The sequence below is a fragment of the Atribacter laminatus genome, assembly GCF_015775515.1.
Taxonomy (GTDB): domain Bacteria; phylum Atribacterota; class Atribacteria; order Atribacterales; family Atribacteraceae; genus Atribacter; species Atribacter laminatus.
Genome location: NZ_CP065383.1, coordinates 3,046,273 through 3,067,601, shown reverse-complemented (window position 1 = coordinate 3,067,601; position 21,329 = coordinate 3,046,273). Strand labels below are relative to the sequence as shown.

Here is a 21,329-nt window from a genome sequence, read left to right as displayed (position 1 = left end):
TGAGGAGATCTGCAACTTTAAGGGGAAAAATATTGGTATTTATTTAAAAATCGGCATAATACCATCGATAGAATCAAATGGTAAATGAACTAAGATTTTTAACCAAAAGGAATAATAGGTGTTTTTATAATATCATTGGTTTGATGAACTTTAAGGTTTCAAATTTTTAAACCTTAAAAATGAATTAAACCCATTCTTCGAAGGTAAATTCGTATATAATAAGATATAAAAAACAGTGGTGGATTATGAAGTGGAAAAAGTAGGTATTATTACTATTTCTCGAGAAACAGAAAGCCTCGGTGATGAAATCGCTACCCAATTATCAAAACAGCTAAATTACGTATGTATTGATCGTGATCAATTAACCTTACTTCTTCATGAAGCCCATCAGGAAGATTTGGATGAGAATATTGATCGACAGAAATTCCTCATTTGGGCAAAAAACGTGAAAGAGATTCTTCTGAAACAGATTAAAAGGGGACCAATAATTTTTCTTGGCCGGGGAGGACAAACAATTTTTCAAAACGATCACAGAGCTTTTCATTTACTGATCGTTTCTTCTCCAGAACTTCGCTTGCAAAGAATTATGGAAAAATATCGACAAGATGAAGTCACCGCTTCCCATATTTTAGCTGAGCTGGATCGAAAAAGAGAGAAATTTCTTCTTGAAGCCTTAGGCGCCGATTGGAAAAATCCTCTTATTTATCATTTGGTTTTAAATACTGCCTACTATACGGTAAGCCAATCCTGTCAAATTATTCAGGAAGCAATCAACAATTTAGGTGTTCATCGTACACCCAAAGAACAGCAATTATTGTTTCCCAACCTTGACTTTGGTGGAAAACGAGTTGTATTTGTCCATCCTTCCGAGGAAGAGTTTGCTCGAATATTGGATTTTTATCGAATCAAATGGCTTTATGAGCCACGTACCTTTCCTTTGGAGTGGGATAGCGAAGGAAATGTCGTCGAGGCTTTTTCTCCCGATTTTTACTTACCGGATTTTAACCTTTTTATTGAACTCACCACTCAAAAACAAAAATTAGTCAGGAAAAAAAACCGAAAAGTGAAAAGACTGAAAGACCTTTATCCAAATGTAAAGATTAAAGTTATTTATTCGCGAGATTATACTCATCTTTTGCGTAAGTTTGAAGTGGAGGAAGACCTATGATTGAATCTAAACTGGGTGAATGTGTATTCGCTCAATCTGAAATTGAAGAAAGAGTTAAAGAAGTAGGGGCTGAAATAAGCCAGGATTATATGGGGAAAAGGCCACTGATTATTTCAATCCTACGGGGTGCTATTTTTTTTACCGTGGACTTAGTTCGCTCGCTAACTATTCCATTTGATCTTGATTTTATGGCATTATCAAATTATAAAACCGGTTTTAAAAAAGTCGAAATTGAAAAAGATTTGAATGAAGAGGTTGCCGATCGAGATGTCATTATCGTAGAAGACATAATCGATACCGGACTCACTTTAAATTATTTAAGTCGGGTTATGGAAAAACGTTTTCCATCCAGTGTTGTGACTTGTACTTTCTTAGATTGTCCTGACCGGCGATTTATTGAGGTTCCTATACATTATTCGTGCTTTGAAATCCCGGATATTTATGTAGTTGGGTATGGACTGGACTTTCGAGGAGATTTTCGAAATTTAATGGAGATATATACTTTATATGACCCCAGTGGCCGGAGCACACAAATATTAAAGCAGATGGGGAAAGGAGAGCCTTGATGAGTTATTTTCGGAAGCACTTGGAATTGATAGCCGGTTACCAACCTGGGGAACAACCGCAAGATGGTCAATTTATTAAATTAAATACCAACGAAAACCCCTATCCACCATCCCCCTTGGTTATTGAGACCTTGATGGAAAACCTAAATAAACATCGCTTATCCTGGTATCCATCACCACTTTGTGATGAACTAAGGGAGCGAGTTTCAGCAGTATATGGGTATCCTCCCGATTGGATCTTGGTTGGAAACGGATCGGATGAACTTTTAAGCATAATTTTTCGGGCGTTTCTCGGAAAAGACGATCGAGTTTCTTATCCTTATCCGACTTATACTCTGTATCGAGTGCTTGCCTTGTTGCAAGAAGCCAATTATGAAGAAATACCTTTTGAAAAGGAATACTCTCTTCCTAAAAAGATTTTAACCAGTCAAGCTCAATTAAAGGTGGTCTGTAATCCTAACTCTCCAACCGGAACATTTTTATCCACACCGGTGATAGACAATTTACTCAAAAGCTCTTCCTGTCCAATTGTTGTTGATGAAGCTTATGTTGATTTTGCCCGAGAAAACGCTCTTTCACTTATAAAAGAATATCCTCATTTGATTGTTTTACGAACCTTGTCCAAGTCTTATTCATTGGCAGGAATACGGGTTGGTTTTTTGATTGCTCACCCTGAAATGATTCGTGGTTTGCTAAAGGTTAAAGATTCTTATAATGTAAGCTGGTTTTCCCAAAAGGCTGCTACTGCGGCTCTACAAGATCATCATTATATGATGAATAATGTTGAGAAAATTAAACGAACCCGGAGAGAATTTTCCCAGGCTATGAGCAGACTCGGCTACTCGGTGCTTCCCTCGGAAGCCAATTTTGTTATGGTTCAAAGGCCAGGAGACAACTTAGAATCGGAATATCTTTATTTAAAAAAGAATCATATATTGGTCAGATATTTTTCTGAGTGGCCGGATTCCCTGCGAATATCCATTGGGACAGACTCGAATATGCAACTTTTAATTCAAGTTCTGAGTGCAATGCTAAAGGACGGAAAAAAATGACATTTAAATTAATGATTTGGGATTTGGATAACACCCTTATTGGTAGTTCAAAACTTCTATGGGGTGCTTTTAACATGGTTTTTGAAAAGTATACCGGTTCAAAGCTAAGTCCAAAAGAAATTGTTCAACTTTATGGTCCTCCCGAAAGTGATGTGATAGAAAAAATTGTTGGAAAGAAGAGGAAGAATCAAGCTTTAGAAGATTTTTATACCTACTATCGAGAGAATCATGATAAATTGGTTGATACTTTTTCTCAGGTTTTTGAATTGATTCAAAAGCTTCGACAAAAGGGAATTAAACAATCGCTTTTTACATCAAAGGGAAGAAGAAGTGCTGATATTACTTTAAAAAGGTTAGACATCGTTAAACTTTTTGACTTGGTCGTCTGTGGTGATGAAATTCCTCGTCCAAAACCCTATCCTGATGGAGTGGTGAAGATAATATCTTATTTTTCCTTTTCTCCAGAAGAAGTGATCTATTTTGGAGATTCACCTTTAGATATTCAATCGGCTCATCAAGCAGGAGTAAAGGGAGCTTTGGTTTTATGGGATTCAATACACCCAGATGCTTTGGGTGGCGAGAAGCCCGATTTTATTTTTTTGGACATTCCAAAATTGGAAGAGTGGATTGAGCAAGTATATGCAGGGATTGAATGAGATCACTGCGTCGTCGATATTGTATGGTTAAGGGTTAAAAAAACGATAGATTGTTTATAGAGAATAATATGTTCAGAAATGATTGATAACCAGAAGGGTGGAGATAAAAATGGCGGTTTGGGTTTGTGAGTCTTGTGGTTTCGAAAAAGAAGGTCGTTGTAAGCCGCAAAAATGCTCAAACTGTGGCGAAAAAGGCTCTTTTAATAAAAGGGAGGAAAGCCAAAAGAAGGAGGGATAAATTTGGTTGAAGACTCTTTTCCACAAGTAAAAAAAAGGGATGGATCAATCGAGCCTTTCACCATAAAAAAAATAATCCGAGCCATAGAGCAAGCACTTCTTGCCACTGAATATTATCAACCGGGAAGGGCTGAAGAGTTAGCTCGTGAAGTGATAGAAAATCTTCAAATCAATCGGTCAAGACCAATACCATTGGTTGAAGAAATTCAGGATGAAGTGGAAAAAGTATTAATGAGCCATTCCCTCCCACAGGTAGCAAAAGCTTATATCCTTTATCGAGAAAAGCGGAGAGAAATTCGAGAAGCCAAATGGAAATTGTTTGGAGTTCACGACGATCTGAAGTTGAGCTTCAATGCTATACAAGTTTTAAAAGAAAGGTATCTGATTAAAAACGAAGAAGGTGAAGTTCAGGAAACTCCAAAGGCAATGATGAAACGAGTAGCTTTGGCTGTAGCCGAAGCCGACCGTTTCTATGGACAGGATGTTAATGAAAGTTTCGAAAAATTTTATCAACTTCTTACCTCCCTTGAGTTTCTACCGAACTCACCAACCTTGATGAATGCAGGGACATCCTTGGGGCAACTTTCGGCTTGTTTTGTTCTCCCGGTAGAAGATTCAATTGAAGGAATTTTTAATACCTTAAGAGATATGGCCATCATTCACAAATCAGGAGGAGGGACCGGTTTTAATTTTTCCATGCTCCGACCAAAAGGAGACCAGGTTTCATCAACCGGTGGGCGAGCTTCGGGACCGGTTTCTTTTATGAGGATATTTGATACGGCTACCGATGTTGTAAAACAAGGTGGTCGGAGGCGGGGAGCCAACATGGGAATACTTCGCTTCAACCATCCAGATATCCGTGAGTTCATACGAGCAAAGAACCAAGCAGGTTTTCTTGAAAACTTCAATCTATCGGTAGCCATTACTGATGAAGAAATGAAGAGAGTGCACCAAGGTGAAAAAATAGACTTGGTTGACCCGCATTTACAAAAAGCGGTCTCAACGGTTAACGCTCGAGAGCTATTTGATTTGATTGTCGAAAGCGCTTGGAAATCCGGAGAGCCGGGTTTAATTTTTTTAGATGAAATAAATCGAAATAATCCCACTCCTTCTTTAGGACTGCTCGAAGCAACCAATCCTTGCGGTGAAGTTCCGCTGCTTCCCTATGAATCTTGCAATCTTGGTTCCATAAATCTATCCAAAATGAGTACTGATGGGAAAATTGATTATCAGAAACTTCAAAGAGTTGTTTTTGATGCCGTCCATTTTTTAGATAATATTATTGATATCAACCGCTATCCTTTGCCTATAGTTGAAAAAATGGTAAAAGCCAATCGAAAAATCGGTTTGGGTGTTATGGGATTTGCTGATTTACTATGCCAGCTTGGTATTTCCTATTATTCAGATCAGGCTCTTCAAATCGCTGAACAGCTCATAACTTTTATTGCTAATGAAGCGAAATTGGCTTCGAAAGAATTAGCAGAACAAAGGGATGTTTTTCCCAATTACCCAAAGAGCCTCCATGCTGCAAAGAATTTACCCTTTCGAAATGCAACTTTAATTTCAATTGCTCCCACCGGAACAATTAGCCTTATTGCTGGATGTTCCAGTGGCATAGAGCCGTATTTTGCCCTTATATATAGACGTTTTGTTTTAGAAAATACCGAGCTCATTGAAATTAATCCCTTACTGGAAAAACAACTAAAAGTTTTAAAAATAGAAGAGAAAATTCGAAAATCGATCTGGGAAAAAGGTTCTCTAAAAGATATTGATGGAATACCTGAACATCTTCATTCGCTTTTTCTTACCGCTCTTGAAATTCCTCCAACTTTTCAAGTGCAAATCCAAGCAGTATTTCAAAAACAAGTTGATAATGCGGTGTCTAAAACTATTAACCTTCCAAACGATGCTACTCCTGAAGATGTTGGTCAAGCTTATTTTCTGGCTCATCAGCTCGGTTGCAAAGGGATAACTGTCTATCGTTATCAAAGCCGAGAAAGTCAAGTTTTATATTTAGGTACTGGAGAAAAAGAATGTGAAAACTGTTAAAAAATAAAGAATGTTAAAATTTATTAGGTTGTCTCATCTTTACGATTAAAAATCGTAATTCCAACCAGGAGGCTTCCCAGAAAGTAAAATCCAACAATAATAAAGGAAAAAAATAAAGAATTCCGATCGATAGACTTATTCATTAAATTTTGCCAGGAAAGTAAATGACGAGTTATCAGATAAGGCGAAACCGACTTAAAAACTTCAAGGTTTTGAACGACTGTTGAGGCAGCGGTAAAAATTAGGGTGAAAATTGGGCTTGCTAAAGAATGACTCATAAAGGAAGAAAGGCATAAAGCAATGGACGCATAGGTGAGAATATAGAAAGAAACAGTCAGCCCAGCTAGGGTAAGCCTTAATAAAGCTTCTTGGGCGCTCAATGTGAAAAAGCCGGAGCTCATGTTGTTTAATTCAGCCGGCAGAACCACCGAACCGCCGCCAAAAAGAATATAACCTAATAAACTGGTTATCAATAAGGTGGAAAAAACAATAAAGATCGAGTAGAGGATAATTAAACTTAATTTTCCCATATAAATGCGAAGGCGAGAAACTGGCCGGGTTAAAATCATACGGAGCGTTCCCTTAATCCGTTCACCAGCAATGCTTTCACCAGCAATTAAAACCGCAACCACCGGTCCAACCACTGCTAATGGATAGAGCGTTAAGCCCGGAATGTAAAGACCACTTAATCGAAAACCAAGTTGTTTCAGGGGGAGAAGAGAAGGATTATACCAAACGTTTATACCAATGAGTATTCCCAGGCCCCATAAGACGATTAAGCCTCCGTAAGTTCGATAATTTGCCTTGATTTTTTTAATTTCAGAACCAAGAATATTCATTGGCCATCTCCTTCGATAGCTGCTAAAAAGGCTTCTTCCAAACTGAGTTGGTGACGGAATATTTCATAAATTAATATGTTTCTTTTAGTGAGTTCTTGAATTATTTCAGGTATTTGATTCCCATCAAAATGTGCCAGAATATATTTTTCCTGAGTTCGGTAAGGGATATTTTTTTCTTTTAAAAAACTGAGTAATGCTTCAATCGGGCTTGCCTGGATGCTGAAAAATGAGTCAAATAAAAAGTCTTTCACTTTAACGGTTTTAATTATTTTCCCTTTATTAATGATTGAAATACGATTGCAAATTTTCTGAACTTCACTGAGGAGATGGGAAGAAAAGAATACCGTTAATCCATGTTCTTGGTTGAGTTGGAGTATCAAGTTCCGAATGCTTTTTACCCCCTGTGGATCGAGTCCAGAAGTCGGTTCGTCTAAAACAATGATCTTTGGTCGGGGAAGTAATGCTTGAGCAATCGATAATCTTCTCTTTTGGCCATTGGAATAGATTCCTACTGGTTTGTTGATAATGGTATCTATCCCAACCATAGAGGAAACCAATTCAATTTCTGAATTGCTTACCCGAGAGTTGGAAAGAGAAGCAAGTAAATATAAATTCTCTCGACCACTTAAGTTATCATAAAACGATGGGATATCGATAACTCCGCCCATCAACTGCTTGGCCTGGTTTAAATGGGCCGGGCACAGATAATTAAAAACCTGAAAAGTGCCTCGAGAGGGGCGCACTAAACCAAATAAGATACGAATAGTGGTGGTTTTCCCAGAGCCGTTATTTCCCAGAAAACCAAAGACATCGCCTGGATTGACTTCAAGAATAATATCCTTGAGGACTGTATTTTCGCCATAGCTTTTGGTAATATGGTTAAACTTAAGAGCTGGATATCCGAACGGAATTCACTCCTTTCTTACCACAGAATATTATATTCAAAAAAGGGGTTGAGAAGAAGAGTGTATTTGACATGGGAGAGATATAAAAATTTTATTGTTGACATGGATGGGGTTATTTATCGAGGAAAACATCCTCTTCCAGGAAGCGATGATTTTTTTCGTTTTCTTCGGGAACGGAAATCAAAAATTGCCTTCTTTTCAAATAACTCTACCATAACTAAAGGTCAATATGTCGATAAACTAAAAAAAATGAATATATATGCTAGCGAGGATGAGATTATTAGCTCCAGCTCGATTACTGCTTACTATGTTGCGAGAGAAAATCCTCAATCCCAAGTGTATTGTATTGGTGAGGCAGGTATCCGTGATGAATTACAGAAAAACGGTATAAAAATGATTGATGATTCCTCCAATGAGAATATTCATTTTGTCATCGTGGGAATGGATCGGCAATTTAACTATGAGAAACTGACCAAAGCGATGAGATATGTTTTAAATGGTGCCCAGCTGTATGGAACCAATCCTGATTTGACCTATCCAATGGAAGATGGATTAATTCCCGGTTGCGGAGCGATTTTAGCCAGTATTGAAGCCTGTACAGGTACCAAAGCCAAAGTATTTGGGAAACCACAACCGGAGTCAATCCAATTCCTACTGGAAATGACAGGTTTTTCGGTTGAAGATACGATTTTAATTGGTGACCGCTTAGATACTGATATTGTTTTAGCCAAGCAACAAAATATTTTTTCAATATTGGTCTTAACTGGAGTTCATCAGGGAGAAGATGTGAAAAAAACTGGCATTGTTCCTGATATGATTGTTGAAAACCTCATCGAATTAAAAAAAATCATGCTCATGAAAGGTGAAGCCTGAAGTGTTGTTTGAAATTGAAATGGGGGTAGATTGATATGAGTCAGGTTAAAATTTACGATACAACTTTACGAGATGGTTCTCAAATGGAGGGAATCAATTTCTCGGTTCAGGATAAAATCCAGATTGCCCTAAAGCTCGATGAATTTGGCATCCACTATATCGAAGGTGGTTGGCCAGGATCAAATCCGAAAGATATCGCTTTTTTTGAAAAAGCTCAAAAAATTTCCTTCCACAATGCGAAAATATGTGCTTTTGGAAGTACCAGAAAAGCAGAAACCAAACCAGATCAAGATAAAAATCTCCGTCTTCTTCTTGAAGCCGGTTCACCGGTTATAACCATATTCGGAAAATCCTGGACGCTCCATGTAAAGCGAGCTCTCCGTACCACGCTGGATGAAAATCTGAAGATGATTGATGATTCCATCAGCTTTTTAAAATCAGCCGGGAAAACGGTTTTTTTTGATGCCGAGCATTTTTTTGATGGGTATAAACAGGACCAGGATTATGCATTAAAAACTATTGAAGTTGCCTATAATGCCGGAGCCGATGCAATCATTCTTTGTGATACCAATGGTGGGGCGCTTCCCCATGAAATTGCCTCAATTTTTTCGAAGGTTAAATCTCAGCTTACGGAATCTTTTGAAATTGGAATCCATACTCATAACGATGGCGGAATCGCTGTGGCCAACAGCTTAATTGCAGTCGACTGCGGAGCAAACCAAATTCAAGGCACCTTTAATGGATATGGAGAACGTTGTGGAAATGCCAATCTTTGCAGTATTATTCCCAATTTGGTTTTAAAAATGGGAATTTCTTGCTTATCTGAGGAACAATTAAAAAAGTTGGTAGAAGTTTCGCGATTCATTGATGAAACAGCGAATATGCGACCAAATCACTATCAACCCTTTGTCGGCAAGAGTGCCTTTACCCATAAAGGAGGCATTCACGCCAGTGCAATCATGAGGGATCCGCTAACTTATGAGCATGTCATTCCGGACCTGGTCGGCAATCAAAGAAGAATATTAGTTTCAGAACAAGCTGGTAAGAGTAATATCCTTTATCGAGCTCATGAAGTCGGAGTTGATTTGCAACCTGATGATTCTCGTGTGACTTCCTTAATAGATAAGATAAAAGAGTCGGAGTCTTATGGATATCAGTATGAAGGGGCTGACGCTTCCTTCGAGATGATGCTCCGTGAAGTTTTAGGTGAAACGATGAATTTTTTCACCTTGCAAGGTTTTCGGGTAATCGTAGAGAAAAGAGGAGATGAGGAAGTAATTACCGAAGCAACCATTAAACTAAATGTTGGAGATCATTTCGTTCATACAGCCGCAGAAGGCGATGGTCCGGTTCATGCCTTGGATAATGCTCTGCGGAAAGCTCTGGAAAGTTTATACCCTCAGCTAAAAAGAATTCGATTAAGCGACTACAAAGTTCGGGTCTTAAACGAAAAAGATGGAACTGCGGCAAAAATACGGGTATTAATCCAAACAACCGATGGTAGTCATACTTGGGGAACGGTTGGTGTTTCCACTGACGTTATAGAAGCGAGTTGGGAGGCCTTGGAAGATAGCGTAAAATATGGATTATGGCAAAAAACCAAAGAAGAAAATTAAAATCGAAAATAATTTATAAAGGATTTACTAAAATTAATGACATTCATTTTGACTGGAATATCAAACCGGATGGTTTTTTTAATGGTTTTCCGGTACCTCCTTTTGTGAGTTGGAAAATTAATATCGATCGGATTAGCAGCTTTAATCGAAATATCCTCCAGTCAAACCAACAAATTGTATGGATTGGTAAAGACGATGTTATCCAATTCTTAGAGTGTTTATATACTGAATCTGAATCAGTTCAAAGCAATCAAAGCTATCTTTTCTGTTCGTCATCTCATCCAGAATATCTTCATAAATTAAGCCATTCTGTTGATCTTTTAGATACGATATTTGTTGTTTTGGGGCGTACCTTAGATGAACTTGACCTGGTTAAATTGGTTGTAATGTTAAACGAGGGAAAAAGAGTGTTTGTTGGCCCGGAAGTCGGAATAATGTCAGAGTTTGCACGCTTGCTTTTATTCCCTTTCTATCCGGTTGAAAACGAAAATTGTCGTTTTTGGCATCATTCTGAGCTATTATATCTTCCTCTTCATTCCATGAATCTTCCAATCAAAGATATGGTTGAGGGGTGCGAAGAGGGGTTTTCATCTTGTAGAGATGAAGCCATGTCCACAGCACAAATAATCCATCAGATTCAATTAAAAGGGATTCAGAGGCTTTATTTTGTTGCCAACTCCTATCCGGTTTATTCTCTTTTAAAAGCTTTGGAACCTTTGTTGGAAGAAAGCTTGAATGGCGAGAATCAATGCTTTAAAATCAAAATTATTACTCTTGAGTCACTGAAGAGTAGTTATTTGGAGCACATTTTATCCTGTGATGATCGAGATGTATTTTTTATTCTAAACCATAGTACACCAAGTCAACACCTGCAAGCTCCTATCAATTTTCCTCAAAAGGTAAAAGAGGATTCTTATTTAGGGAAAGAACTGCAATTTTTAGATAAACAATCCTTTTCCGACTATGATTCGGCAACTCTTGAGGCCCTGCAATATCAAATTAAAAAAAATGAATCATCATTTATTCATTTGCAGTATCCTAAAAATGATTTCTACGCTTTAGGTTTGTTGGTAGCTTATTTCTATTATTTTGCTTGTTATAGTTCTTGGCTGAGAGGATATGATGTTTTAAACGACCCACCCTTTGCTGAATTCGACCGGCTTATTTGGAAATTTATAAAAAAACAGTAATTCGTGTAGGCAAAAAAAACCAGTTAATTTTCTTTAGGAGAGATCTATCAAATGTATCAAATTATTGGCGATTTACACATTCACTCTATAGCGAGTGGACATGCTTTTAGTACCGTTCGAGAAATAGCCCTGGTTGCGCAACAAAAAAAATTACAATATATTGGTTTGGCTGAGCATGGACCAAGTATGCCCGGGGGCCCTGATCCAATCTATTTCGAAGCTCGAGGCCATTTCCCTAAAAAAATTGATAATATCGAAGTTTTCTTTGGAGCTGAAATTGATATTTTGGACGAAAATTCAACATTAGATTTAGACGGTCCAAGTTTAAAAAAAATTGATTATGGAATTATTTCTTTTCATCCTCAAGTATATCGAGGAGAAATACGTTCCGACTATACCTCAATTTTACTAAAAGCTTTGGAAAATCCCTATATCAATATTATCGCTCATTTGGGGAATCCCCGTTATCCGGTGGATTATCCATTGGTAGTGAAGAAGGCGATTGAATGCAATAAAGTTATTGAAATTAATAATAGTTCCTTTCGCGTTAGCCGCAAGGGGAGCTTGGAAAACTGTAAAATGATTGCGCAAGAGGTCAAAAAACAGGGCGGCTATATAGTAGTAACCAGTGATGCTCATTATTGTGATGAAGTTGGTGATTATCAGTTGTCCTTAGATTTATTGGGAAGTGTCGACTTCCCCAAGGAGTATATTATCAATGCTTCTCCGGCAATGTTTCAATCTTTTATGAATTCATTTCTTAAGATAAGGGGTAGAGTGCGATGAAAGCGACTTTAATTGATGGAAAAAAGGTTTCACAAGAAATTCGGGAAGAATTAAAACCACGTGTCCAAAATTTGATTCAACAAGACTTGAAACCAGGTTTGGCGGTTATTTTAGTTGGAGACGACCCTGCCAGCCAAGTGTATGTTAGAAACAAAGAAAAAGCCTGTGAAAAGTTGGGAGTTTATTCCTTGAAACACCAGCTCCCTTCAACCACTAGTCAAAATGACCTCCTTCATCTCATTGACGAATTGAATAATAATCCAGCCATCCATGGTATTCTCGTCCAGTTGCCACTTCCCAAGCATTTGGATGAAAAAAAGATTCTCTATCACATTAATCCACTCAAAGATGTTGATGGTTTTCATCCTTACAATTTAGGTCGTCTTATGATTGGTGATCCTATTTTTTTACCTTGTACTCCCTGGGGCGTTCAGGAGTTATTGTCTCGATACCAAATTGATATTTCGAGGAAACACGTAGTAATCGTTGGAAGAAGTAATATTGTTGGGAAACCGTTATCTATGATGCTGGTACAAAAAGCCAAGGCAGCCAACGCTACCATAACCATTTGTCATACTGGAACTGAAAACCTTGCCCAACATACTCAAATGGCTGATATTTTGATTGCAGCTGCTGGTTCTCCTAAAATGATCACTGGAGAATTGATCCGAGAGGGGGTTGTGGTCATTGACGTAGGCATCAATAAGGTGGAAGACAAATTAGTTGGCGATGTTGATTTTGACAGCGTTGTGGATAAAGCTTCTTTTATTACCCCAGTTCCAGGTGGAGTTGGACCAATGACAATTGCCATGTTGATGGCCAATACGGTTAAATCAGCAGAAAGAACCTTGCACGGGTAATATTATTCTAAAATCTTCAATAAATATATTGCTGATCATTTTATAAAGTTTAAATATAGATAGGATTGGCTTCAGGTTCAAAAGAGAGTTTTTTTGATTTTAATTTAATGCTTTAAATACTTTTATGGGAGTGAGTCAAAAGAATGACCAGAATAACTGTCCTTTCTGATACTCATATTCCACAAAGAGCAAAAGATATTCCTCAACAGTTGTGGGAAGAGATAAAAAAAGCTGATTTAGTCCTTCATGCCGGGGATGCAGTTAAACCATCGATTCTTGAAAATATTGCTCAGTTCACTCCAATTCGGGCAGTACGGGGAAATATGGATTCGAAAGAGTTACAAATCACTCTCCCCGACCAGGATGTGGTTGAGGTTGATGGAGTTAAAATTGGTCTCGTCCATGGCCGGGGTGCCCCAAATCAAGTCAAGTCTTATGTTCGTTCACTTTTTGAGGGATATGACTTGCAGGTTTTAGTTTTTGGTCATTCCCATCAACCAGAATTAACCAATGAAAATGGAGTATGGTATTTGAACCCAGGGAGTCCAACTGATAAAATCTTTACTCCCTACCTTTCCTATGCTCGGATGGAAATCGATAAAGGAAGTATTAATGAAATAATAATCGTATCATTAACTTGAGGTGAATTGATGGCAAAAAAAATGTATTTAAACATCATTTGGCATATGCATCAACCCTATTATTATGATTTGAACCAAGATCTTTTTACCCTTCCATGGGTAAGGACCCATGCGACCAAAGATTATCTTTTTATGGCGAAATTAGCCGATAGGTTTCCTCAATTGCACATGACCTTTAATTTTACTCCATCTCTTATAAACCAAATAAATCTTTATTCGCAGGGAAAAACTGATTTAGTATGGAATCACTTTCAGAAAGAAGCTAAAGAACTCAGTAAAAAAGAAAAAGACTTCATTTTAGCTAATTTCTTCTTAGCCCCTTCAAAAACTCAAACCAGCCATTTCCCTTTTTATGAAACCTTAAAAGAGAAAGCCAAACACAATATTCATAATTTCTCAACCCAGGATTGGCTCGATCTCCAGGTTCTCTATCAGCTCCTTTGGTTTGATCCGATAACCATCAAAGAAAATTTCGGCTTGAGCGAGCTCATAAAACGGGGGAAAGAATATACCGAAAAGGATAAGGCTATCATTAAGCAAGTTACTCAACAAATAATTGCTGAAATTATACCAATGTATAAGAAATTAAAGGCTAAAGGACAGATTGAAATTTCAACGTCACCTTTATACCATCCGATTATTCCATTATTAATCGATAATTGGGTTGCTAGTGAATCATTACCTGGAACTCAACTTCCTAAGTATCGTTTTCAATATTTAGATGATGCTCAGGCACAAATCCATAAAGCCAAAGATGAGGTAGAAAGAATTTGGAACACAGAAATGCATGGGATTTGGCCTTCGGAAGGCTCAGTAAGTACTGCAGCGGTGAGTTGTTTTGCTCAAAATGGATTTTCCTGGACAGCGACTGGAGAGGAAGTTTTGTTTAATACCTTAGGATTACCTATAGTGAGGGATCAAAATGGTCTTTTAAATCAGGGTGAAAATCTCTATCAACCTTGGTTTTTTCACACCGATGATAATAATGTAGCTATCTTTTTCCGTGACCGTCATCTTTCTGACTTGATCGGTTTTGCCTACCAACATCTTGCCTATCATGAGGCAGTTGGAGATATGATTTCTAATTTAGAAAGAATTATAGATCGACTTCCCGACAGTTTTAACCCGATCGTTTCTATAATCCTTGATGGGGAGAACGCCTGGGAGTATTATAATAATAATGGATTTGAATTTCTAAGCGGCTTATATGAGGCTTTAACACAACATTCCAGGATAATCACAACAACTCCCTCGGAACATTTAACAGGTTCTAACCAAAAACCCACTCTCAATGCTTTAAAACCTGGTTCCTGGATTTACGGTTCCTTTAATACTTGGATTGGTCATGAGGAAAAGAATTGGGCGTGGGATCAGCTTTTCTTAGTCCGAAAATTACTGGCTGAAAAGGAAAAAGAGTTAGATGGGGAACGAAAGCAAGAAGTTTATAATATTTTGTATCAAGCAGAAGGAAGCGATTGGTTTTGGTGGTTGGGTCCAGATAATCCCTCGGTACAAAAAGAGGAATTTCGAAAGCAATTTTTATCTCTATTGAAGAAAATATGTGATTTAATTGGTGAGAAATATCCTGGGGAGGGATAGCAGTGTTTAAAAATGAAGTGGTTGCGATGATATTAGCTGGTGGGGAAGGACGTCGGTTGAATATTCTTTCGGCTAAAAGAGCAAAACCAGCTGTTCCTTTTGGAGGGAAATACCGTATCATCGATTTTTGCTTAAGCAATTGTGTCAATTCGGGCATATATTGTGTAGGTGTTTTAACTCAATATAATCCAAGATCACTTCATGAACATATTCGGATTGGGAAAGATTGGGACCTTGATCGACTCAATGGTGGAGTCTTTTTATTACAACCCTTTATCAGTGATGCTGATACCGATTGGTATCGGGGAACTGCTGATGCGATATACCAAAGTCTTCGTTTTATTCGAAATCGAGCTCCTGAGCTGGTACTCATCCTTTCTGGCGACCATGTTTATACTATGAATTACCGACATATGATTGAGTTTCACAAGAAAAAAAAGGCTGATTTGACGTTAGCGGTCATCCAAGTTCCGATTGAGGAAGCCCATCGTTTTGGCATTATTACCGTTGGCGCAGAAGGTGAGGTCATTCGTTTTGATGAAAAACCTGAAAATCCCCAAAGTAATTTAGTAAACATGGGAATTTATGTTTTTAATCGAGAGGTTTTAGAAGAAGAAGTGGAAAAGGAAGCTATGCGTGAAGGGACGTCTTTTGACTTTGGGCGAGACATCATTCCTCGCATGATTCAGGATAAAAGAGTTTTTACCTATTCCTTTTCGGGGTATTGGAAGGATGTAGGTACGATTGATTCTTATTGGGAAGCCAACATGGAGTTATTGGGAGAAGAAAGTCCTTTGAGATTTAAGGATATAGATTGGCCAATTTATACTCCAGTTGCTGATCGGCCTCCGGTAAAATTTGGGCGTGATGCTCAAGTTGAAAACTGTATTATTGGCGAAGGAGCTATTATTAATGGGAAAGTAAGTCAATCAGTCATTTTTAATGGGGTATATGTAAGCGAAGAAGTAAAGATTGAGGGATCGATTTTAATGAATGATTGCTATATTGGAAAGAACTCCCAATTGGAGAGAGTGATTTTAGATAAAGGAGTTATGATCGGTGAAGAATCTCGGGTTGGAGGGGGTCAAGTATTGAATGTTAACAAAAAGTATCCTGAGGTTTTGTGGAGCGGAATTACCATCATTGGAAAAAATTCCCGTATTCCTTCAGGATGCGAAATAGGAAAAAATTGTATTATTGGTGCAGATGTGGACGAGAACGATTTCCCATCGTTGATTGTTTTTAGTGGAGAGACAATTGAAAAACCATCGATGGAGGTTTAGTTATGAAAAAGATTTCTTTTTTGCTGATGGTTTTGTTTTTTTTGGTGTTTGGTGTTCAATCGGCTTTGGCTCAGATATACGAGTTTCAGGTCAGCTTGAATGAACAAACCTATCTTGATATGTTACCAGTTTCACCATTTATAACCGTTCTTCCTGATAGGGGTAACTTAGCAACCTACTTCATTGGTGATCCGATTTCTCTGGCTTATGAAGCAATGAAAACCGGCTATGTGAGTATATTAGATTACACCGAAGATGAAAGGGTGCGGATTTTAAAGAATAATGAACCAGTTTCGCCGGGTACAAAAAAAATGATTCAAGGTATAGTTACCGAACCAGAAGGGATGGAACGATTTCTCGTTCTTCTTTCTCCACGGATTATTCCCGACCGTATCTTGGTTGAGGCTATGAATAATCCCTCCCGAATGAAGGAGATTATTGGTGAGAATGTTTATCTCAATCGGAGTACTATTCAGATTGTTGAAAAGAGAAAAGAAGAGTCGGTAGCTATTCGTTTTCATCCCGTTCCTGAATCAATTTTAAGCGGAAGAAATTTGAGAATTCGAATGGTCATGACGGATAAAAACAATAACCCTTTGGTAAATCGAAGAATTCAGTGGTATGCCAGCCACGGAAGCTTGGATTCATATCAGACCTACACCAATACTGCTGGAGAATCAGACATTTGGTTTATGGCTCCATTTGTTTCGGAGGAAACTCAGGTCCAAATACAAGCTGCTTATGAAGGCGACACTGCCTATAGCCCTATGGAGGGGATCGTAACTGTTGTTGTACAACCTGAAAAGAAATCGAGTATCTTGGTTCTATCCCCAAAGGATTTTTTAGTCGTAAGTGGTGAGAGCATGAGTTTCCAAGCCCGGTTAACCGATAATGATGGAAACCCTTTATCCGGACAAACACTAATATGGTCTTCTAATGTTGGTCAATGGGAAAAAAGAATGACAACGACAGAATTTGATGGAATCTCATCCAATCTTTGGATGGTGCCTACTTCAGTGGTAAAAATACCGGTGGAATTAAAGGTAAACTTTAGGGGAGTAATAAATTATGCTAAGTCTGAGGATAACTCAATTGGATCAGTTGAAGGGATCGAGATCGTATCTGGACGAGGTACCTATTTTATCGATTTTTCCAGCGGTAAGCCTGAAACGAACTTCGAGGAAAGTATTTATCGCGGAGAGAATATCTCGGGCTTCACTCAAAACTCTGTTTCGGTTCTTGCCATGAGTTCGGGTGAGTATTTGAATGTAAATTTCCAAGTTCCAGAAGGGTGGAGCAATGCAGCTTGCTTTATTTGGGGAAAATCAAATGGAAGTGCAATTATCCACGTCCATCTCAATGATAATAAAATTTTCTCGGGAAACATTGTTGGTGGTCAGATATCTCCTTTTGAATTCCAATCTTTCCATTTAGATCAATTTTTAATGCCGGGAGAAAATCAATTACGAATTGAAGTGCAATCTCCAGACGAAAGTGCTTTCTTTGCTATCCAGCGTTTATTGCTAGTTTTTTAGAATCTGTGTGGGTGGTATTGAATACGTATCGATAAAATATCATTACCACAAACGTTGATATAATTTTGTGGTCATAGATGAGAGTGTAAACCAGGTAAATGGCATAACTCTCTATTATTCGGAAGCTATAAATTGAGCCCAGGTAATTTTAATTTTTTGTAAAAGCTTGATTTTTAAACCAACAAGTGGTTTAAAGAATAAACTCCCGTGCCACTTGTGTGGTACCAGATGAGGATGAAAATGTAAGCCCAGAAAGAGATTCTGGTTAGTTGCTATAATTGAGTTAACTATAAAAATCATTCATGGATTTTCAGAGAGGAATAATTTAAAATATTTTTTTATAACACCGAAAAGCAGGGTAGGTGGGTAATATAATGCCATTTAAAGATAATTGGTGGGAAGAGTTTGATTCAATGCAGAAAGAAATGCAACGTTTCATGGAGCATGTTTCTGGAAAAAAACCTTATTTCTTGGGACTTTCTGAAAAAGCTTGGGAGCCTTTGTGTGATGTTTTTGAAACTGATGATAACTTTATTGTTGTGGTAGAGCTCGCTGGGGTTTTGGTCAATGAAGTTGACTTGACTATTCAATCACGAAAATTAATACTTAAGGGTGTGAGAAAGGAAGTTCCTTCACCGCCTAAAAGGGATTATCACCAAATGGAAATTCCCTTTGGTCCCTTTCAACGACAAATCGAACTTCCCGAAGAGGTTGATGGAGAGACCATTAATGCTCGTTATCGGGAAGGGTTCCTCATAGTTGAATGCAAAAAGAGAAAGGTAATTACTGAACGGAGGATTCCTCTTGAGTAAACAAATGTTCTCAATCATAAAAAATACTGGAATAAGTAGAGAATTTTTTCATACGGATAGAGTTCATTATAAATATATCGACCCATTTCTTGATAAGAATACTGTTTATTAGGAAAGGATCAGACATGGAAGAGTATATTGACAATTGGTTTGCGCTTTCGGAAGAGCCTTCAGAGATTACGGATAACCAGAATGTGATTTCCGAATCCATTGATCAGGATAAAAAAGGTTTTGATATTCCAGAAACAATTGCGGTTCTTCCTTTGGATGAGAACGTTTTATTTCCTGAGTTGGTCATGCCTTGGGTTGTCCACGGAGAAAAGTGGGTTAAATTACTTAACGATGCGGTTTTAGGAAATAAAATGATTGGAGTTTTAACCCTCCGCACCAAAAAAGAAGAAGGGGATAGCGCCGTTTCAGCTCAGGATTTTTATGATATCGGTGTTGTAGGGCGAATATCCCGTTTGTTAAAGCTTCCTGAAGATGCTATTCAAATTTTGGTTTTTGGCTTAAATAAGTTTCGCATTGTTGAATGGATTCAATGGGATCCTTATCCCATAGCGAAAATTGAAATCATCAAAGAAGAAGAAATAAAAACCGATGAAACTGAAGCTTTAGTCCGCAACATATTAACTCTTTTTCAAAAGGTCGTCGAACTTGCTCCTTATCTTCCCAAAGAAATATTTGTTGCTGCGATGAATATCAAACAACCTTCACGACTAGCCCATTTTGTCGTTTCGAACTTAAATTTAGATGTTGAAAGTAAACAAAATATTTTATCCACCAATGAACTCATCGAAAAATTAAAAAAAGTAAACTACTATTTAACTCGAGAACTGGATATTCTCCAAATTGGCAGCAAGATTCAAACTCAAATTCAATCGGAGATGGCAAAAACCCAACGAGAGTATTTCTTAAGAGAGCAATTGAAAGCTATTCAACGAGAACTTGGAGAAATGGATGAAAAAACCATTGAATTAAATGAATTGAAAGAAAAAATTGAAAAAGCCAAGCTCCCGCCAGAAGTTTTAAAAGAAGCCGAAAAAGAAATGGAGCGATTATCGAGAATTCCACCGGTTTCAGCCGAATACCCAGTTATTCGTAATTACCTTGATTTGATAACCGAACTTCCCTGGAACATCCGAACCGAAGACAGTTTAGATCTTAAAAAAGCTGAAAAGGTGTTGAACGAAGATCACTATGATTTGGAGAAAGTAAAAGAAAGAATTCTTGAATATTTGGCAGTGGGTCATTTAAAAAAAGATTTAAAAGGTCCAATACTCTGTTTTGTTGGTCCCCCGGGTGTGGGAAAAACCTCATTGGGAAAATCGATTGCCCGGGCGTTGGGAAGGAAATTCGTACGAATATCCTTGGGCGGAGTACGGGATGAAGCGGAAATAAGAGGCCATCGTCGAACCTACGTTGGAGCGCTCCCAGGTCGGATTATTCAGGGAATCCGAAAAGCAGGAAGTAATAATCCGGTATTTATGTTAGACGAGGTTGATAAAATAGGTTTAGATTTCAGGGGAGATCCTTCTGCTGCTCTTCTCGAAGTTTTAGATCCCGAGCAAAATTCAACTTTTGTTGACCATTATTTGGCAGTTCCTTTTGACCTTTCTAAGGTTATTTTTATCGCAACTGCGAATATTCTGGATACCATTCCTCCAGCTTTGTTGGATCGAATGGAACTCATCCGAATTCCAGGTTACACCGATCCGGAAAAAATTGCCATTGCTCGCAAATATTTAATACCCAAGCAGAGTAAAGAAAATGGTATCGAGGATCAAACTGTTACGATAAGCGATGAAATTTTAACAAAAATGATTCGAGAATACACCCGTGAAGCCGGTGTCAGAAATCTGGAAAGAACAATTGCGACAGTTTGCAGAAAAGTTGCCAAAGAAGTCGCCTCAGGGAAAAAAGGACCATTTGTAGTTGATGAAGAAAATCTTAGAAAGTATTTAGGGAAAAGGATTTATTTTGATGAGGTCATGTCTGGGAAGGATCGGGTTGGAGTTGCTACCGGTTTAGCTTGGACTCAAACCGGTGGAGAAATCCTTTTTGTCGAGTCCTCGGTTCTCTCGGGTAAGGGAAACTTGATATTAACCGGTAATATGGGAGATATTATGCAAGAATCGGCTCGCATTGCACTATCTTGTGTGCGAGAACGGGCGAAAAAATGGAAAATTGATGAGAAGTTTTACGAAAAACATGATATTCACGTTCATGTTCCTGCTGGCGCTATACCAAAAGATGGTCCGTCAGCTGGAATAACCCTTGTTGTTTCAATGGTTTCTTCTCTTTCGCTAATACCGGTAAAGCATTCCATTGCAATGACTGGAGAATTAACCCTTACTGGAAAAGTGCTTCCAATTGGTGGAGTGAAGGAGAAATCTTTAGCAGCTTATCGATCGGGAATTAAAGAAGTTGTTCTGCCCCGTGAAAACGAAAATGATTTAGATGATATACCAGCTGATGTAAGAAAAAAAATGAAATTCCATTTAGTCAAAACTATAGACGAAGTCCTTAAAATTACCTTAAAAAAATCACCCCGAATGGTTCAAAAGAAAAAAACTTCTTCTCTTTAAGAGATATAATGGCTGATTGAATCAGCTAATTAACATTTTTGTTCGAATTCAACTTAAGTTGGTATGAGAAAGAG

19 protein-coding genes are annotated in these 21,329 nt (G+C 38.0%); 17 read left to right on the top strand and 2 right to left on the bottom strand.

Going from position 1 to position 21,329, the window contains the following annotated elements:
* Positions 1-250: 250 nt before the first annotated feature.
* The 6 genes from RT761_RS13885 to RT761_RS13865 all read left to right on the top strand — a co-directional run bounded on the left by RT761_RS13885 (position 251) and on the right by RT761_RS13865 (position 5,728).
* Positions 251-1,168 (top strand): cytidylate kinase family protein, encoded by a 918-nt coding sequence (locus tag RT761_RS13885; protein WP_218112017.1) that lies wholly within the window; start codon positions 251-253, stop codon positions 1,166-1,168.
* Entirely contained in the window at positions 1,165-1,734 is a 570-nt protein-coding gene (gene hpt, locus RT761_RS13880; protein WP_218112016.1) for a hypoxanthine phosphoribosyltransferase, read from the top strand. The genes RT761_RS13885 and hpt overlap by 4 nt, the downstream gene beginning before the upstream one ends.
* Positions 1,734-2,786, top strand: coding sequence for a histidinol-phosphate transaminase (hisC, locus tag RT761_RS13875; RefSeq protein WP_218112015.1), 1,053 nt, complete (start codon positions 1,734-1,736; stop codon positions 2,784-2,786). The genes hpt and hisC overlap by 1 nt, the downstream gene beginning before the upstream one ends.
* On the top strand, positions 2,783-3,442 hold the full coding sequence (locus RT761_RS13870; protein ID WP_218112014.1) for an HAD family hydrolase: 660 nt from the start codon (positions 2,783-2,785) through the stop codon (positions 3,440-3,442). Before hisC ends, RT761_RS13870 begins: the two co-directional genes overlap by 4 nt.
* Before the next feature lie 109 nt (positions 3,443-3,551).
* Positions 3,552-3,680, top strand: coding sequence for an RCKP-type rubredoxin-like domain-containing protein (locus tag RT761_RS14335; protein ID WP_343073754.1), 129 nt, complete (start codon positions 3,552-3,554; stop codon positions 3,678-3,680).
* A 2-nt stretch (positions 3,681-3,682) separates the two neighbouring features.
* Entirely contained in the window at positions 3,683-5,728 is a 2,046-nt protein-coding gene (locus RT761_RS13865) for an adenosylcobalamin-dependent ribonucleoside-diphosphate reductase (RefSeq protein WP_218112013.1), read from the top strand.
* Positions 5,729-5,751: 23 nt separating this feature from the next.
* On the opposite strand, the gene RT761_RS13860 is transcribed toward RT761_RS13865, so the two are convergent.
* Together RT761_RS13860 and RT761_RS13855 are read right to left on the bottom strand one after the other, a co-directional pair.
* Complete coding sequence (locus tag RT761_RS13860; protein WP_218112012.1) at positions 5,752-6,567, bottom strand: ABC transporter permease; 816 nt, start codon at positions 6,565-6,567, stop codon at positions 5,752-5,754.
* Complete coding sequence (locus RT761_RS13855) at positions 6,564-7,400, bottom strand: ABC transporter ATP-binding protein (protein WP_281388074.1); 837 nt, start codon at positions 7,398-7,400, stop codon at positions 6,564-6,566. Before RT761_RS13855 ends, RT761_RS13860 begins: the two co-directional genes overlap by 4 nt.
* A gap of 138 nt (positions 7,401-7,538) precedes the next feature.
* On the opposite strand from RT761_RS13855, the gene RT761_RS13850 reads away from it, so the two are divergent.
* The 11 genes from RT761_RS13850 to lon all read left to right on the top strand — a co-directional run bounded on the left by RT761_RS13850 (position 7,539) and on the right by lon (position 21,255).
* Positions 7,539-8,345: an HAD-IIA family hydrolase gene (locus RT761_RS13850; protein WP_218112011.1), complete on the top strand. Its 807-nt coding sequence runs from the start codon at positions 7,539-7,541 to the stop codon at positions 8,343-8,345.
* A gap of 35 nt (positions 8,346-8,380) precedes the next feature.
* The gene (gene cimA, locus RT761_RS13845; protein WP_218112010.1) at positions 8,381-9,961 is read left to right on the top strand and encodes a citramalate synthase; all 1,581 of its coding nucleotides are present in this window, start codon (positions 8,381-8,383) and stop codon (positions 9,959-9,961) included.
* Positions 9,934-11,151 (top strand): hypothetical protein, encoded by a 1,218-nt coding sequence (locus tag RT761_RS13840; protein ID WP_218112009.1) that lies wholly within the window; start codon positions 9,934-9,936, stop codon positions 11,149-11,151. Before cimA ends, RT761_RS13840 begins: the two co-directional genes overlap by 28 nt.
* Positions 11,152-11,202: 51 nt before the next feature.
* Positions 11,203-11,937 carry a phosphatase gene (locus RT761_RS13835; RefSeq protein WP_218112008.1) on the top strand — a complete coding sequence of 245 codons (735 nt, stop codon included), beginning with the start codon at positions 11,203-11,205 and terminating at the stop codon, positions 11,935-11,937.
* Positions 11,934-12,797 (top strand): bifunctional methylenetetrahydrofolate dehydrogenase/methenyltetrahydrofolate cyclohydrolase FolD, encoded by an 864-nt coding sequence (gene folD / locus RT761_RS13830; protein ID WP_218112007.1) that lies wholly within the window; start codon positions 11,934-11,936, stop codon positions 12,795-12,797. The genes RT761_RS13835 and folD overlap by 4 nt, the downstream gene beginning before the upstream one ends.
* A 143-nt stretch (positions 12,798-12,940) precedes the next feature.
* A complete protein-coding gene (locus RT761_RS13825) occupies positions 12,941-13,438 on the top strand; it encodes a metallophosphoesterase family protein (RefSeq protein WP_218112006.1) in 498 nt (165 codons plus the stop codon).
* A gap of 9 nt (positions 13,439-13,447) precedes the next feature.
* Entirely contained in the window at positions 13,448-15,037 is a 1,590-nt protein-coding gene (locus tag RT761_RS13820; RefSeq protein ID WP_218112005.1) for a glycoside hydrolase family 57 protein, read from the top strand.
* Between the two features lie 2 nt (positions 15,038-15,039).
* Positions 15,040-16,320, top strand: a complete 1,281-nt coding sequence (locus RT761_RS13815; protein WP_218112004.1) for a glucose-1-phosphate adenylyltransferase — start codon at positions 15,040-15,042, stop codon at positions 16,318-16,320.
* 2 nt (positions 16,321-16,322) lie between these two features.
* Entirely contained in the window at positions 16,323-17,855 is a 1,533-nt protein-coding gene (locus RT761_RS13810) for a hypothetical protein (RefSeq protein WP_218112003.1), read from the top strand.
* A 374-nt stretch (positions 17,856-18,229) separates the two neighbouring features.
* Positions 18,230-18,667, top strand: coding sequence for an Hsp20/alpha crystallin family protein (locus tag RT761_RS13805; protein ID WP_218112002.1), 438 nt, complete (start codon positions 18,230-18,232; stop codon positions 18,665-18,667).
* Between the two features lie 125 nt (positions 18,668-18,792).
* Positions 18,793-21,255 carry an endopeptidase La gene (lon, locus tag RT761_RS13800; RefSeq protein WP_218112001.1) on the top strand — a complete coding sequence of 821 codons (2,463 nt, stop codon included), beginning with the start codon at positions 18,793-18,795 and terminating at the stop codon, positions 21,253-21,255.
* Positions 21,256-21,329 lie beyond the last annotated feature (74 nt).